Annotated in this window: 11 protein-coding genes; 2 read left to right on the forward strand and 9 right to left on the reverse strand. The window is 52.2% G+C overall.

The features are described 5' to 3' along the window. Position 1: 1 nt before the first annotated feature. Both DEF47_RS02960 and DEF47_RS02965 read left to right on the forward strand, forming a co-directional pair. On the forward strand, positions 2-829 hold the full coding sequence (locus DEF47_RS02960) for an endo alpha-1,4 polygalactosaminidase (RefSeq protein WP_012191161.1): 828 nt from the start codon (positions 2-4) through the stop codon (positions 827-829). A gap of 272 nt (positions 830-1,101) precedes the next feature. Next, positions 1,102-2,955 carry a bifunctional homocysteine S-methyltransferase/methylenetetrahydrofolate reductase gene (locus DEF47_RS02965; RefSeq protein WP_012191162.1) on the forward strand — a complete coding sequence of 618 codons (1,854 nt, stop codon included), beginning with the start codon at positions 1,102-1,104 and terminating at the stop codon, positions 2,953-2,955. Positions 2,956-3,168: 213 nt separating this feature from the next. Here DEF47_RS02965 and ruvX read toward each other — a convergent pair whose 3' ends face one another. The 9 genes from ruvX to DEF47_RS03010 form a co-directional block, all read right to left on the reverse strand. Continuing rightward, a complete protein-coding gene (gene ruvX, locus DEF47_RS02970; protein ID WP_012191163.1) occupies positions 3,169-3,645 on the reverse strand; it encodes a Holliday junction resolvase RuvX in 477 nt (158 codons plus the stop codon). Next, a complete protein-coding gene (locus tag DEF47_RS02975; RefSeq protein WP_012191164.1) occupies positions 3,642-5,609 on the reverse strand; it encodes a hypothetical protein in 1,968 nt (655 codons plus the stop codon). The genes ruvX and DEF47_RS02975 overlap by 4 nt, the downstream gene beginning before the upstream one ends. Before the next feature lie 436 nt (positions 5,610-6,045). Then, a complete protein-coding gene (gene alaS, locus DEF47_RS02980) occupies positions 6,046-8,715 on the reverse strand; it encodes an alanine--tRNA ligase (protein ID WP_012191165.1) in 2,670 nt (889 codons plus the stop codon). Between the two features lie 139 nt (positions 8,716-8,854). Then, complete coding sequence (locus DEF47_RS02985) at positions 8,855-9,658, reverse strand: GNAT family N-acetyltransferase (RefSeq protein WP_012191166.1); 804 nt, start codon at positions 9,656-9,658, stop codon at positions 8,855-8,857. 1 nt (position 9,659) lies between these two features. Then, the gene (locus tag DEF47_RS02990) at positions 9,660-10,316 is read right to left on the reverse strand and encodes a hypothetical protein (RefSeq protein WP_012191167.1); all 657 of its coding nucleotides are present in this window, start codon (positions 10,314-10,316) and stop codon (positions 9,660-9,662) included. A 157-nt stretch (positions 10,317-10,473) separates the two neighbouring features. Next, complete coding sequence (locus DEF47_RS02995) at positions 10,474-12,408, reverse strand: beta-galactosidase (RefSeq protein WP_012191168.1); 1,935 nt, start codon at positions 12,406-12,408, stop codon at positions 10,474-10,476. Between the two features lie 110 nt (positions 12,409-12,518). Next, the gene (locus tag DEF47_RS03000; RefSeq protein WP_012191169.1) at positions 12,519-13,397 is read right to left on the reverse strand and encodes a carbohydrate ABC transporter permease; all 879 of its coding nucleotides are present in this window, start codon (positions 13,395-13,397) and stop codon (positions 12,519-12,521) included. 3 nt (positions 13,398-13,400) lie between these two features. Then, on the reverse strand, positions 13,401-14,297 hold the full coding sequence (locus tag DEF47_RS03005) for a carbohydrate ABC transporter permease (RefSeq protein WP_012191170.1): 897 nt from the start codon (positions 14,295-14,297) through the stop codon (positions 13,401-13,403). Between the two features lie 80 nt (positions 14,298-14,377). Further along, on the reverse strand, positions 14,378-15,712 hold the full coding sequence (locus DEF47_RS03010; RefSeq protein WP_012191171.1) for an ABC transporter substrate-binding protein: 1,335 nt from the start codon (positions 15,710-15,712) through the stop codon (positions 14,378-14,380). Position 15,713 lies beyond the last annotated feature (1 nt).

Genomic DNA, 15,713 nt, shown 5'->3' on the forward strand with positions numbered 1-15,713 from the left:
TATGCGCCGTTATTGGTTGATTGGCATTGGCTTGGCCTTGGTGGTAGCCTCGGTACTGTTTGCGCGTCCGCTCAGCCAACGGGCGTTTGTGCCGATCGCCCAGCGCAATTCATGGTGGCAACCGAGCGTTAATTCCACCATGCAACTACAATTCACTGGAACACCGCTTGATCTTTCGGTTGATGTAACGGTGTATGACTTGGATTTGTTTGATACCAGCAGCGCAACGGTCAGCCAACTGCATAGCCAAGGCCGTAAAGTTGTGTGCTACATCAATGTTGGCGCTTGGGAAGATTGGCGCGATGATGCCGCTGCGTTTCCGAGTAGTGTGCTGGGCAATGATTATGATGGCTGGCCAGGTGAAAAATGGCTGGATATTCGCCAAATCGACTTGCTTGCGCCGATTATGCGAGCACGCATGGATGCATGCAAAAGCAAAGGCTTCGATGGCATCGAGCCAGATAATATCAATGGCTATCAAAATAATACTGGTTTTCCATTAACTGCCAATGATCAATTGATTTTCAACCGCTGGCTAGCCAACGAAGCCCATAGCCGTGGCCTATCAATTGGCCTAAAAAACGATTCCGAGCAAATCAGTGAGCTGATCGATTATTACGATTGGGCATTAACTGAAGATTGTTTTGACCAAGGCTGGTGTGCCGAATTAAGTCCATTTATTGCCGCAGGCAAGCCAGTATTCGCGATTGAATATACTGATACTGGGGCACAAACCAGCCAATTCTGCCCCCAAGCCCGCCAACTGGGAATTAAGGCCATGCTCAAACATCGTAATCTTGATGCCTATCGGCTGGGCTGTACGCCCTAAAATCCACAATAAAACCGTTCCCCTCGCTCCATGCATCGTAAGGTTCAGCGATCACTATCTGCTCACCATCAATTATCCTTGAGGAGATACGGGGGAATTAAAGCCCACTGCGGCTTCCGCCTTGAGGCGGCGATGCAATAAGGGGATGCAGGAATTATGAGTTCGATCATTTAAAGCGTATACCTGCAAATGTTAAGCAATATGCTATAGTTACTGGCGATCAATGGGGATCGTGCGACAACAACTTTACCAATGGACAAGGAACTAAGGCTATGGCAAATCCATTTTTGGAACAACTAGGGCAGCGAGCCTTACTATGTGATGGCGCGATGGGTACGCAACTGTATGGTCGCGGCATCGATTTTGACGAGTGCTTCGATGCCTTGAATCTGACCCAGCCAGATGTCGTGCGTGAAATTCACCAGAGTTATATTGAGGCTGGGGCCGATATTATTGAAACTAATACCTACGGCGCAAATCGCTTCAAATTGGAGCCATTTGGCTTGGCCGATAAAGTCCGCCAAATTAATCATCGTGGCATGAAGCTGGCCCGCGAAGCCCGCGAAATAGCTGGCACCAACACCTTAATTGCCGGTGCGGTTGGCCCTTTGGGTGTTTTATTACAACCCTATGGACCCCTAACCGAGCAAGCAGCCCACGAAGCCTTTGCCGAACAAATTGGCACCTTGCTGGAGCAGGGCGCTGATCTGTTGATGTTCGAGACATTTAGCGACTTGCGCGAGATGCTGATTGCCGTCAAAGCTGCGAAGCAAGTTGGCGATTTGCCAATCGTGGCGCAGATGACCTTTGCCGAAGATGGCCGCACGGTGCTGGGCAACACGCCTGAGGAAGTGGTGCGCAAATTGGTTGAGCTGGGCGTGGCAGTAGTTGGGGTTAATTGTTCGGTTGGCTCGCAACGGGTTTTTCGCGTGGTACAAAGCATGCGAGCCGTCAATCCGACGATTCCGATCTCAGCACAACCAAATGCTGGCTGGCCAACCGAGCGCCATAACCGCGTGTTTTATCCGTCGTCGCCTGAATATATGGCCGATTATGCCCGCCGCATGGTCGAAGAATTGAATGTGCAAATTGTTGGCGGCTGTTGTGGCACTACTCCGCAGCATATTAGCAACATGCACAGCGCCTTGCAGGATCTGAATCCAGCTAGCACGCTGAATATTACGATTGTTGATGATGAAGTGCCAAGCGTCCAATTGCCCAGCAAGAGCGCCGAAACGACCCAACTTGGCCGCATGTTGGCCGATGGTGCGTTTGTCACGAGTGTCGAAATCGATCCGCCTAAAGGCCATAATCCACGGCGTTGCCTCGAAGGTGCTCGCCAAATGCAGGCCGCTGGGGTCAATTTCATCAATGTTGCTGATAGCCCGATGGCACGGGTGCGCATGAGTGCCTTGCCCATGTGTAACTTGATTCAGCAACAAGTTGGCATGGAAACGATTCTGCACTTTACCACCCGCGACCGCTCATTAATGGGCCTACAAAGCGATTTACTCGGTGCGCATGCCTTGGGTGTGCGCAACATCTTGGCATTAAAGGGTGATCCGCCCTCGTTTGGAGCCTATCCTGGTACATCGGGGGTATTCGATGTTGATACCATCGGCTTGGTTAAGGTAATTGCGGGTATGAATAGCGGGGTTGATACGGCTGGCAACGATATTGGCACACCAACCAACTTCTTAATTGGCGTAGCGCTGAATATCAATGCCGAAGACCCCGATTGGGAAATTGATCGGTTGCATCAAAAAGTAGCAGCCGGTGCGCATTATGCCATGACCCAAATTTCATATGATGCAACAGAGCTTGATCGGTTCCTTGATAAGCTTGGCCCACTGCCAATTCCGATTATTTTGGGCTTGATGCCAGTGCAGAGCTATCGCCATGCCTCATTCTTGCATAACGAAGTGCCAGGCATTACCTTGCCCAAGGATGTGTTGGAGCGTATGAAAGAAGCTGGGGCCAATGGTCGGGCGGTCGGAGTACAAGTTTCACAAGAAATTTTGGCTGCTGCCTACGATCGCATTCAAGGGGTCTACATCATGCCATCGTTTGGGCGCTACGAAATGGCCGCCGAAGTGTTGGAAGTGTTGAAAGCCGCTAACGCGTGAGCATGCCCTCGCCCCCTGCCGTATAATGGTAGGTTGTTAACAATGGTTGGGTGGAATTTCCTGTCGATTAATATGCCCCCACCCCTGGCCCCTCTCCCGCCCAGCGAGCGAGGGGGAACCACCAAACCAAAAGCCCCTCACCCGCCGCAGAGGGCAATGGGTGAGGGGGCTTAGCCTTTATTGCAACCTCAACTGATTGTGACAACGATCAGTTCACTCCCAATCGTCGTGGTCGGGGTCGTGGTAGCGCGGGCGGGGCGGCGCAATCGAGCTCATATAATCTTGCAGAATCAAAATCGCAGCTAATTCATCGACATGATCGCGATGTTTGCTTTTTTTGATGCCCATGGCTTCGAGCGAACGCTCAGCCTCAACGCTGGTAAAGCGCTCATCATACAAAGTAATCGGAATCTTGGTGCGTTTTTCCAGCCCACGACTGAAGGCTTGCACCGCTTTGGCCTGTGCCCCAACCTCGCCACGCAAGGTCAAAGGCAAGCCAATCACAACTTCAACCACCTCGTGCTCAGTAATCATGTGCAAAAGCTGAGCATAGGCTTTATCAGTTGGCTGTGCTGGCAAGGTCGGCTGGCCGCTAGCAATAATTCGGTCGGGGTCGCACATAGCCACCCCGATTCGTTTGTTGCCAACATCCAAAGCGATGATTCGGCCATGGGTTGGACGCTCACTCATTCCTGCACCTGAATATTAATTTCGGCTGGATCAACGGGCAAGCGCTCAACTTCGGGCACTGACACAATATCGCCAATCAAGCCACTTTCGCGCAAAGCTTCCAACTGCACCAAGGCTTCGGCTGGGGTTAGGCCTTTGATGCTATCAGCGATTTTCAGTTTAGTGCTATCGGGTAAACCAACTGCGGTTTTGGGAGCAACTTCGACCGTTGCCAGCAACAAACTAGCACCTGAATCATCCAAGCGCACTTGGCTACGCACAATGCTGGTGGTATCGGTACTGAATGATGGGTCTTTGATCCGCAAGGCATTCGGCAAAGCTCGATTCAACTGCTCGGCAAAACTGCCACGCACCGCCAAGCCTTGGAAATTCGCTGTTACGACCAACTCAAAACCGCCATCGGTTTCGGGCACTGGTCGGGTTTGAATATCGTAAAGCGAAGGGTCTTGAGTCAAGGCATCGACATTCGGCAAAAATTCAACATCAGCCAAGACTTCGCCTTCTTGTAGCACGGTTTGCATTTGAGCCGGAATCGCACTGCGGAATTGGGCTACTGCTTGGGGCAGTAACGGCATCCAATCGCTTTCGACTGGCAATTTTAGCAGCGCAGTTGTGCCGCCTTGAATTGGCTCAGGATTGATCGAAAAGAGTGCACCTTCATAGCCTTCAATCGTCCAAACCGGATCTTGGCTAGCAGGCATGTTGTAGCGCGTACCACCAGCACTGGCCACGATTTGCAATGAACCAACCCCGCTGACAATTCCGGCAAAGTTGCCTGTTGCGGCAGGAATCGTCGTTTCGGCTTGGGTCAAAAAGATAATTTCTTCGCCAGCCGAGTTGAGCACTCGAACCCGCGTATTAGCAGGAATTGGGTAGGCCTGGGTGTTGCGGTTATAAACTTCGAGGATGCCAGTCGCCGCTTGATCAGGTTGTTCGGTTGCCGTAATGACCGTACCACGCACGCTCACCGAAATTGGCACGTTGATCAAGCGCCCTTGAATTGCCGCCGAGCTTGGTTCGCTAATTGGGTCGGCTTGATAGTTGAGCCGCACATCTTCGTAGGTTTGGCCGCCAGAGGTTGGAGCTGGTCGCACCACCACGGTTACGCCGCTGGCCAATTTATTGCCAAACAGCAGCCATAACAACGCGATAATTGCAATCGCCCCTAGAATAACCATACCCCACAAGGGATAATTGCGTTTGGGCGCGGTTTGTTGTTTGAGTTCAGCCTTTTCGTCAGCGCGTTTTTGCTCGGCCCGAGCACGGCGAGCTTTGGCATCTTGGCGATGCATATCATCGCTAGTTAATTCAATATCCTCGGGGCGAATCCGTGGGCGAGCTGGCGCAGCGCTGGCCGTATCGCCACTCAGCGCATCAGAAAGATCGTTGAATGAATCAAAATCCCAGCTATCGTTGCCACGCGCTTGTTCATGTTGGCGCAAGCCAGTTTCGCCAGCAGTCGAAGCCACTGAAAGGCTATCAAGGGCATCAGCCCAATCGTCGATTTCGCTGCGGGCTGGTTGACTGGGGGCTGCCGTTGGAATCGGCTTGCTAATGCTGGGGCTGGTTTGCAACCGATCGGTGGTGGAAGCAGAGGGCAACCCTTCCAGCGAAGCCAAAAAATCTTCTTCAGGGCTAGCTGGTGCAACTGGTTTAGCTGGAGCTGGCGGAGCAGCAGGCGCTTTGGTTGAAACAACGGCTGGCTCAATTTCGACCACCATCATCTGGCAAGTCAAAGCCGCCTTAACCACCTTGGGATCGCTGGTATAGAGCGTTAACTCAATGCCCTCGCGATTGGCAGTTTCGCGCAAGCGATCACAGGTTTTACGGCTTTGTAACGAAATCGAGCCTTCGGGCATGAAAATATCAACATGCTCTGCTTTGGCATTGCGCACTTGCTGAATAATGCTATCAATTGGATCAGCAAGGGCAATCGTGATCAGTTCAGTTTTGCCAGTTGTCATTGGGTTGCCCCCAAAGCTTTCAGAATGAACACACATCGGATGCTGTGGTGTTGGCAGGATCGGCAATATTGTACAACGATCTTATCCTGATGAGGGCAACACCACAGTTTGGTCCCTCATTGGGCGATTGGGGTAAGCTAAGAGTGGGTCATCACCCTTAGCCCATTCCTTTCAAGGATAAGTTTTAACCAATGGTATGGATGATCACCAAAATCAGTGATCACCACCCTTCCGTCCCGCCTCAAGGCGGGAAACGCAGGGGGCTTTAATCCCCCTGCACCCCCTCAATGACAATTCGGGATTGTCTCACATCCATCGATGAACCACCGATTCCGTGGTTCGAAACAGGCCTCGATTAAAATCTACCATTACAAGTATAGTGCCCCCTCGCCTAGCTGGGCGGGAGAGGGGGCTAGGGGGCAAGGGCTATTTCCAGTTACAGCAAACCGTTGGCTTCGGCTAAGGCTTGATCAAGCGCAGCCGCATCGCGACCGCCAGCTTGGGCAAAATCGGCGCGACCGCCACCACCACCGCCAACTTTGGCAGCCAAGGCTTTGACTAAATTGCCAGCATGCCGACCAGCTTTGACTTGATCAGCGGTTGCAGCGGCGAGCAGCAAAGGCTTGCCATCGATTACCGTGCCGAGGATCACCACGCCACTGCCAATTTTATCGCGTAGTTGTTCGCCCAAACGGCGGAAGCTATCAGCATCGCTGGCTTCAACGCGGGCGACCACCAATGGCGTGCCAGCTTGCTCAATTTTTTGGGCGAGCAAGCTATCGACTTGACCAGCAGCAATTTCGCCGCGCAAGCGTTCGATTTCGTCGCGGCGAGCTTTTTGGTCGAGCAACAGGGCATCGAGTTTTTCTTCAACTTTGCCTGGTTGTGCACCCAGTTTATCGCCGAGCGTGCGAATCAATTGGGCTTGTTGGCTGACCCATTCAGCAGCAGCGCGGCCAGTTACTGCCTCGATCCGCCGCACACCTGAGGCAACCGAGCCTTCGCTGACGATTTTGAAGAAGCCAATTTCGCCAGTGCGGGCAACGTGAACACCACCGCAAAGCTCGCGTGAGCATACTGGCGCTTCGCTGTTGGTATGGATGTGATCACTTGCATTGCCACAACCAACGGTGACCACCCGCACCACATCGCCATATTTTTCGCCAAACAAGGCCATTGCGCCCAATTCGCGGGCTTGCGGCAAGGCCATTTCGGCAGCCTCAACCTTGCTATCAGCGCGAATCCAGGCATTAACTTGATCTTCGATTTGCTGGAGTTGTTCGCTGCTCAAGCCTTTTTGGTTGTTGAAGTCGAAGCGCAAGCGTTCGGGTGCAACCAACGAGCCTTTTTGCTCAGCGTGATCGCCAAGCGTATCGCGCAAGGCTCGGTGCAGCAAGTGGGTTGCTGTATGATTACGCACAATATCGCGGCGACGCGCTGCATCAACCGTTACGGTGACTTGCTCGCCAAGGCTCACGCTGCCTTTGCTGACTTTGCCACGATGGACAAATACACCAGGCACGGGCTTTTGCACATCGTCGATCACGATGGTGCCATGTGGCCCGACCAACACACCACTATCGCCCATTTGGCCGCCGCTTTCGGCATAGCAGGGCGTGCGATCAAGCACAAAGGCCACTTCTTGACCACGTTGAACCGTGCCAAGCTCCTCGCCATCGAATTCGAGCGCCAAAACATGACCCCAGCTTTCCAGCTCGTTGTAGCCAGTAAAGCTAGTTGGAGCCAAATTACGCTCAGCCCAGCGTTCGGTCACTGCACCTTTTTTGAATTGAGCAGCACCACGGCCTCGAGCGCGTTGAGCCTCAAGTTCAGCCTCATAGCCCGCCAAATCAACCGTCAAACCACGTTCAGCCACGATTCGTTCGGTCAAGTCGAGCGGAAAGCCATAGGTATCGTAGAGCTTGAAGGCATCAGCACCGCTGAAAACGGCTTTGTCGGCTTGATTGGGCAGCATCGCTTCGAGTTGGCGCAAACCACCAGCCAAAGTTTTGTTGAAGCGTTCTTCTTCGCCCGTCACAACCTCGGCAATATAGGCTTGTTTGCTGCGCAACTCAGGGTAGGCAGCACCCATCATATCGATCACAGTTGCGATCGTTTCGGCCAAAAACGGCGCTTTGAAGCCGATCGTTTGGCCAAAATAGGCCGCCCGCCGCACCAACCGCCGCAACACATACGAACGACCTTCGTTACCAGGCCGCAAGCCATCGGCAATCATAAAAGCGATCGAGCGGCTATGGTCGGCTACAACATGATAAGCCGAGCTATTGGCTTGATAATGGTCGCTGCCAGTGCCCAGCAATTCCATCACCGTGTGGATAATTGGCGTGAACAAGTCGGTTTCATACGAGCGAAACACGCCTTGCTTAACAATTGCCAAGCGTTCGAGGCTCATGCCTGTGTCGATTGATGGCTTGGGGAGCAGCGTCAATACACCGTTTTCATCACGGTTGTATTGCATAAACACCAAGTTCCAAATTTCCATATAGGTGTCATCTTCAGAGTTAACACCTTCAGGCACTTGGTTATCAGGATCATCGCCGATGTAATAATGAATTTCTGAGCATGGCCCGCGTGGCCCGACATCACCTGCCGACCACAAATTATCTTTGGCATCGAAGCGCAAAATCCGCTCGGCAGGCATATAGGCCAGCCATAAATCATGAGCTTCTTCGTCGGCAGGAATTTGCTCATCGCCTTCGTAAATGCTGACCCACATGCGTTTGGGATCAAGCCCAATTTCTTGGGTCAGAAACTCCCAGGCAAAGCGGATGGCATCTTTTTTGAAATAATCGCCAAACGAAAAATTGCCCAGCATCTCAAAAAAGGTGTGGTGGCGCGGCGATGGCCCAACATTTTCAAGGTCGTTTTGCTTGCCGGAGATGCGCAAACATTTTTGCGATGAAACTGCGCGGCTGTAGGGACGGCTTTCGCGACCTAAAAAGACATCGTTAAACTGAACCATCCCAGCCACTGTAAACAACAGGGTGGGATTATCGGCAGGAATCAGCGAGCTACTTGGCACGACGGCGTGCCCTTGCCGCGCAAAGTAGTCTAAGAAACGCTGCCGTAGCTCTGAACCTTTCATTTAGGAAACCTCAAGGTACTAAGAACATAGAACAAAGCGCATAGAACAAAGCCAATTATCGTGCTCAAGCCTTTAATGTTCTATGTTCTATGCTCTGTGCTCTCACGATTATACACGATGCTGATGGGCTATTTGTGCATCAGGTTAGGCTTAATTCAAACAAACTATAGGCTTCGTTGGTATTACGCCAGTTGAGTTGGGTGATTAATTGAGCTTGCCGACTGCCCCGCCAAACTGGAGTTAATAAATTTTCGCATTCGGGCAGGGTACGAGCATGAGCCAAAAGCCGGGTTTGGGCGGCCAAATCACCCTCAATTTGGGCAATAAAGCCATCGTGTTCGCAAATCATCCAACCACTGCCATCCGCCAGAACATACAATTCTTGGCGCTCGGCACAGCGTTCAAGCTCAGCTTGATCGAGGTTGCGCACCGTCCACTGATAGACATAGCGACCCGCTTGCTCCTGCAAATTCGCCGCTTGGCTCAGATCAACCAAACGTGGGTCGGGCAAAACTTCGGCTTGCGCAGCAGGCAGATCATTCAATTCGTACCACTCAATAAAGCCTACATTGGCAAAATTGAGTTTTTCGGCCATCGAATGCATGCGCTGATTACTCTGCTCGGTCATATAGCCAAGCGTAGCTGCGCTCCAACTTTTGGCCCAAGCAATCGAATAGTCGATCAATTCGCGACCCAAACCTTGGCCTTGAAGCTCAGGATGAATGCGTAAACCACCAAACCAAGCCTGAGTTGGCGAGAGCACGCGCAGGCGCAGCACCACGACTGGAACTTGCCAACCTGCCATCTCGCCAACATACAAATGGCCTTGCGGCAACCAATATTCCCAAACATCGCCAATATAATCGGGCTGACCATTCCAGAGGGTGTTGCACCAAGCTACAATCGGCTCGCGATCGGCGAGAGTTGCTGGGCGCAACGTCATTCTATTTGAGATCGTCGTCGTCGTAGGCATGTAAATCATCAAACTCTATATCATCAAGGTCAACAGCGCTGCCGTCGCTATCGAAGTCATCAAGGTCAAAGCCAATCCCAGCCAAGCCCGAATCTTCTTCGAGACCACTGGTGAGCGTATGCAAAGCCCGTTGCAACGTTGTAGCATTTTCAGCTGCAAAATACGAGAGGCTATTAGCATTCAAACGGGCTTGCTGACCATCATCAAGTGGGCTGGCTCCCAGCAAAATCACGGGCATCGAGGCAATCGTTTTGCCGTAGGTGCTCAAAAAGCGTTCGAGTTCGCGCTCAGCAAAAATTGATTGATCTTCACTTTCGAGATCAAGCAGCAAAATCACGCCATCGGTATTATGCAACACATGCTGGCGATCAGCGGCAGTCGATCCAGCCGAACGCAAGGTATGCAACATATAAACAGGCTTGATATCCCCAAGGGCAGCATTTGCAGGACGGTAGCGAGCTACGAGGGTTGGTTCTTCGGCTGGCGGGGTATCCCACGTTACTTCGCGTTCAGCTAATGGAATCGCTGTAACCAATTGGGCGGCTAGCTTCACTGCATTGCGGGTAGGTGGGCCAAACAACACGACCTTGCAATGCCATTCATTTGTCTCATGATTGAGCCGTGACATAGCTCCTCCGAAATTCCACTGCAAAAACGATGGGCAGTCGCAAGGATTATAGCATTGTCTCGCAGATTAGCGCTAGCGTTTAATCACAACTCAAGCTGGCCTCTCGCGCACGAAGACGGCGAGGGGCCAGTAGTTTACAACATAGTCCAATCAAAGCTTATAGGGGTTTGAGCCAGCGAATACCTAAACTTTCGATTGAACAATCGCCACTGCATTGCTCGCCACTCAAGCGATCGTGCCAAGTGCCTTGAAGTTTGACGCTTTGGGCTTGTTCGCCATGGTTGAACCACAACACGCCATCGGTCAACTCGATGCGTTCAATTTCGTTGGGCAAGCGTTGGGCAGCGGGCCAGAGCCGTGGCAGCAGATCGCCCAAAATTTCCTCGGTGGGATAGCAGCCCATCAATACTGCTAGGCCTTTGCCATAGGTCGCGGCGGTGATTGCAGCCTGACCCTTTGCGTAGCTTTTGCTCCAGGTTGCTAAGCTATTGGCATGGCTCACATTCAGCACTTCCATCCAAAGTGGTGCGGTGTGGCTCGTCTCGCCAAATTTGACTGCCCACGGCTTGGCTGGGTCGAGGGCGCTCCACTCGGCAACATCAGCCCCAAATAAATCGGTCAAGCCGCTGGGGAAGCCATCGGGAGCGGTGCGATTGTCGCGGCGTTTGGTTAAACTGCGTGGCGTGCAGATCAACGTGCCGCCTGCCTGAACCCACTCACGCCAGCCCGCAGTTTCAGCAGGATTATCGAGCATTGGGGCGACAGCAATCGCTAGTTGATAGGCAGCGAGTGGCGTGCCACGCTGCACAATATCGACCCCAACGCCATAGCTGGTAAGCGTGCGATGGATGGTGCGCAGCAATTGCCAATAATTCCAGCCTTGAGCATGCGGATCGAGTTGTTGCGCCCAATGATCGTCGTAGGAAACCAGCAAGGCAACCTTGCGCGGTGCAGCTTCGGGCTGGCCATGCTGCTGCCATTCGTTGGCAACAATCCGCGCTTCGGTGCTGCCACGCGCTGGCCGATTGGCATGATCGCGCAGGCCGCTATGATATTGCTCTTGGCCGAGCCAACATGCCCGCCAGCGGAAATACAGCACATTGGCTGCACCATGGGCGGCATCTTGATAGCTCCACAAGCGCACTTGGTTGGGTGGCACTGGTGGATTGGTGGGAGTCCAATTGATTTGGCCTGGCTGTTGCTCCATCACCCAAAATGGCTGACGCTTGAGGCCACGAATATGGTCGTGATACATCGCCACCGCTTGCCAATCGGGAAAGCCATGCGGGTAATTATCCCAAGCAATTGTATCGACTTGCTGCGCCATATCAAACCAATTAATCTCATCGTCGCCAGGTGCGATGTTGGTTAAAATCGTGCGATTTGGAGAGTGCTGGCGCAAAATTTCTGCCTGCATCGCGCAATATGCTACCTGCTGATCCGAGGCGAAGCGGCGATAATCGAGCACTAACGAGGGATTATGGCCGCCGCCAACTGGTACATTTGGCAAGGGAATTTGTTGCCAATCGCTGTAGGTTTGGCTCCAAAAGGCCGTGCCCCATGCTTCGTTGAGGCCTGCTAAATCGCCATAGCGTTGGATCAGCCATTGGCGAAAAGCCGCAGCACAATGTTCGCAGTAGCAACGCGCCGAGCCATGATTGCCAATTTCGTTATCGATTTGCCAAGCGGCAACCGCTGGATGCTGACCATAGCGCTCGGCCATGGCCGTGACGATCTGGCGGCTATATTCGATGTACTGAGGATTGACCAAACAAGCTTGGCGACGACCACCATGGCCTAAACGACGGCCTTGGGCATCGATCCGCATTAAATCGGGCTGGTTATGCGTTAGCCAAGCAGGCGGGGTAGCGGTGGGCGTGCCAAGCACAATGTTCAAGCCTTGGCTCGCCAAGGTTTCAATTGCTTGGTCGAGCCATACCCAATCATACTGGCCAGCGGCTGGCTCCATCAAAGCCCAAGCAAACTCGCCAATCCGCACATATTCCAAGCCCAAGGCCTGCATCTGTTTGGCATCATCGGCCCACCACGTTTGGGGCCAATGCTCGGGGTAATAACAAACACCTAATGGCATAGAAACCTCTTTTAGAAAGTCAAAAGGCAAAAGTCAAAGGGCAAAATGCCTATGCAGCTTGAAAATATCCTTGGTTCTGCCTTTTGATTTTTGCCTTCTGCCTTTTGATTTTACCCTTTGACTGCGCCTGCGAGTGCGCCGGAGATGAATTGGCGCTGGAAGGCGATAAAGATCATCATAATTGGTAGGGTGGTGAGCGCTGTGCCCATCATCAATTGGCCATAATCGATAATTGATAAGCCAACGAGGGCGTTGATCCGCACGGGCAGGGTTTCCATGGCTTTGTCGCGCATAATAATCAACGGCCAGAAGAAGCTGTTCCATTGAAACATAAACGAATAAATTGCCAAGGCCGCCAAGGTTGGGCGCATCGTTGGCAGCGCCACGCTGGTGAAAACCCGCCACTCGCCAGCACCATCAATTCGCGCAGCATCAAGCAGATCATCAGGCAAGGATTGCATGCTTTGGCGCATCAAGAAGATGCCAAATGGATTAGCTAGGGCAGGCAAAATCACCGCTTGATAGCTGCTGATCCAGGTTGGATCGCCAAAGAGCGTAATTTTGGCCATGAGCTGAAACAGTGGCACGGCGGTGACATGATAGGGAATCATCAAAACTAACAAAAACATGCCAAACAAGATTGAGCGCCCGCGAAAGCGGAATTTGGCAAAAGCATAGCCCGCCAGCGAAGCGATAAAAACGCTGAGGCTGGCATACACCACCGCAATAAATGCCGAATTGAACAGCGAACGCCCAAAGCCATTGGCAAACAGGCCTTGAATATTCGACCAAGCAGCGCTGCCAAACCACAAATGTGGTGGAAAGCGCAGCACTTCGCTTGAGGGCTGCGAGGCTTGGACAAACATATAGTAGAAGGGGAATAGTGATAAAAATGCCCCAACGACCAATAAGAGATAGATCGCGCCACGCTGGAAGCGGCTCACAAAGGGCTTAGGCACAAGTTCATCGGAAAGCTTGGTTTTTGCCATCGCTTAGTCCTCCCCGCGCTGGGCGATGCGAAATTGTAAAAGCGAAAAGACGGCGATGATCAAGACCATGGCGTAGGCAATTGCTGAAGCATAATTAAACTCGGCATTTTGGAAGGCCGTGCGATAGAGCAAGGTGGCCATGCTGAGGGTTTCATTAGATGGCCCGCTGCGGGTCAGCAGATATGGCTCATCGAAAATTTGCAACGTACCAATGGTTGAAAGCACCGTGGTTAGCAAAATCGTGGGGCGCATCATCGGTACGGTAATCGCCCAGAATTTGGCCCATGCGCCTGCGCCATCAAGCTCTGCCGCCTCGTACAATTCGGTTGGGATACTCTGCAAACTGGCGAGATAAATCACCATGTTATAGCCCGTCCAGCGCCAGGTAATTGCCATAACCAGCGAGAATTTAGCGGGCCAAGCATTAGTAAGCCAGGGCACAGGCTGCACGCCCAAGCCATTGAGCACATAGTTGATCAGGCCTTTTTCATCATTCAGCAGCAGCCGAAAGATCAAGGCTACCGCGAATAAGGCGGTAATTGCTGGCAGAAAATAAATTAAGCGAAAGGCTGTGCGAAATTTGAGCACGGCGCTATTGAGCAACACCGCCAAGACCATGGCGAGGCCAAGTTGCAGTGGCACTTGAAATACCAGCAAAAACACCGTGTTGATTAGTGCTTTACGAAACACCGTGTCGCCGAACAAGCGCCGATAGTTATCGAGACTGAAGCCGCTGTTAGGGTTGAGTTGGCTCTCAAAGCTCAATTGCAACGAGGCAATAATTGGGTAGAGCATAAAGATGCCAAAAATCAACAATGCTGGCAGTAAAAACATGTACGGGGTTAGTCGCCGTCGCCATTGGTGGCGGCGCTCTGCTGGTGTAAGTAGCTGCGACCCCATAGAACCCTCCTAGGCAAAGGCCATTAATTCAAACTCCCCTCTCCCGCCATACGGGAGAGGGGTTGGGGTGAGGGTATGACCTATTGGGCGATTTCGCGGCCAGTTTGGTTGGCCAATTCGGCAGCAGCTTCTTGCAGAGCTTGTTTGGGGTCCATGCCTTGGCTCAGCACTTTGGCTTGAGCTGAAGCCAAAACTGCTTGGCCTTTAGCATAGTCTTTGGTGTAGGTTGCTGGTGGAATGTTCTTAATTTCATCAGCAAACAACTTCCAAATTGGTTGGTTGTTGAAGAAAGCCACTGGCTTGCTATAGAGGTCAGCGCTGTAGGCTGGCTGATAGCTTGGCCAAATGCCGAATTTTTCCATCATAATGTTTTGGCCTTCGCTGGTGGCCAAGGCATGCTCAACGAACAACCAAGCTGCATCGAGATTTTTGGTTGCAGCCGGAATTGCCAAGGTCGAGCCACCAAGGTTGGCAGCGCGATTGCCGCCTTTTTCGAAGGCTGGCAACAACATCACATCCCATTTGCCTGAAAGATCAGGCGCTTGGTCGATGATTGTGCCGCTATACCAGACCCCAAATGGAACCGTGGCAACATCGCCATTCTTGGTCGCGGCAACTGTACCATCCCAACCATTGATATTGGCAACTAAGCCTTTATCGTTGATTTCTTTGAGCAAGGTCAGCGCTTGTACCGATTTGTCATTGGTCAGGTTGATTTTGCCATCGTTATTGAAATAACAGCATACGCCCAATTGGCTGGTCATCATGCGGAAGCCAGCATCATCGGCCACAATATCGACTGGCAAGAGCTTGGTTTTGCCATCGGTCGCGGCCAAAATCTTTTCGCCAGCAGCGATCAAATCGGCCCATGTTTCGATCGATTTAGGATCTACGCCAGCTTGCTCGAAAATATCAACGCGATACCACAAACCAGTTGGGCCGGAATCCCAGGGAATCGAGCGAATTTTATCGCTAATTTTGGATTGGGCCCATTTGGAAGGATCGAAATCTTTTTCGTATTTGCTGGCGCGGCTGGTTAAGTCGGCCAAGCCATCGGGGAAGGTTGACGTATAGACATCCATGCGGTCGGATTCGATCGCGACTACATCGGGTAAGCCCGCGCCGCCAGCTTGTAAGCCCGAAGTTAGCTTATCGTAGACATCTGTGCGTCCAATATCTTGGACAGTAACTTTGACGTTGGGGTATTTTTGGTTAAACGAGGGAACCGTTGCTTCGAGGCTCTTGGCGGCCACATTCCAAGCCCAAACCGTAATTTCGCCCTTAACTTCGGCGGGATTGGTCGAGCCGGTGTTGCTGGTAGTGGTTGCGGTGCTATCACTGCCACAGGCAGCCAAAATCAGCGTCAATACCAACAGGCTAATTAACGAACCATGAATCTTGCGACGAACCATCATC

The sequence above is a fragment of the Herpetosiphon sp. genome, assembly GCF_003512625.1.
Classification (GTDB): Bacteria; Chloroflexota; Chloroflexia; order Chloroflexales; family Herpetosiphonaceae; genus Herpetosiphon; species Herpetosiphon aurantiacus.

Excerpts from the sequence above, each read along its gene's own strand:
- DEF47_RS02960 (WP_012191161.1), top strand. The coding sequence starts at position 2 with ATGCGCCGTTATTGGTTGATTGGCATTGGCTTGGCCTTGGTGGTAGCC.
- DEF47_RS02965 (WP_012191162.1), top strand. The coding sequence starts at position 1,102 with ATGGCAAATCCATTTTTGGAACAACTAGGGCAGCGAGCCTTACTATGT.
- ruvX (WP_012191163.1), bottom strand. The coding sequence starts at position 3,645 with ATGAGTGAGCGTCCAACCCATGGCCGAATCATCGCTTTGGATGTTGGC.
- DEF47_RS02975 (WP_012191164.1), bottom strand. The coding sequence starts at position 5,609 with ATGACAACTGGCAAAACTGAACTGATCACGATTGCCCTTGCTGATCCA.
- alaS (WP_012191165.1), bottom strand. The coding sequence starts at position 8,715 with ATGAAAGGTTCAGAGCTACGGCAGCGTTTCTTAGACTACTTTGCGCGG.
- DEF47_RS02985 (WP_012191166.1), bottom strand. The coding sequence starts at position 9,658 with ATGACGTTGCGCCCAGCAACTCTCGCCGATCGCGAGCCGATTGTAGCT.
- DEF47_RS02990 (WP_012191167.1), bottom strand. The coding sequence starts at position 10,316 with ATGTCACGGCTCAATCATGAGACAAATGAATGGCATTGCAAGGTCGTG.
- DEF47_RS02995 (WP_012191168.1), bottom strand. The coding sequence starts at position 12,408 with ATGCCATTAGGTGTTTGTTATTACCCCGAGCATTGGCCCCAAACGTGG.
- DEF47_RS03000 (WP_012191169.1), bottom strand. The coding sequence starts at position 13,397 with ATGGCAAAAACCAAGCTTTCCGATGAACTTGTGCCTAAGCCCTTTGTG.
- DEF47_RS03005 (WP_012191170.1), bottom strand. The coding sequence starts at position 14,297 with ATGGGGTCGCAGCTACTTACACCAGCAGAGCGCCGCCACCAATGGCGA.
- DEF47_RS03010 (WP_012191171.1), bottom strand. The coding sequence starts at position 15,712 with ATGATGGTTCGTCGCAAGATTCATGGTTCGTTAATTAGCCTGTTGGTA.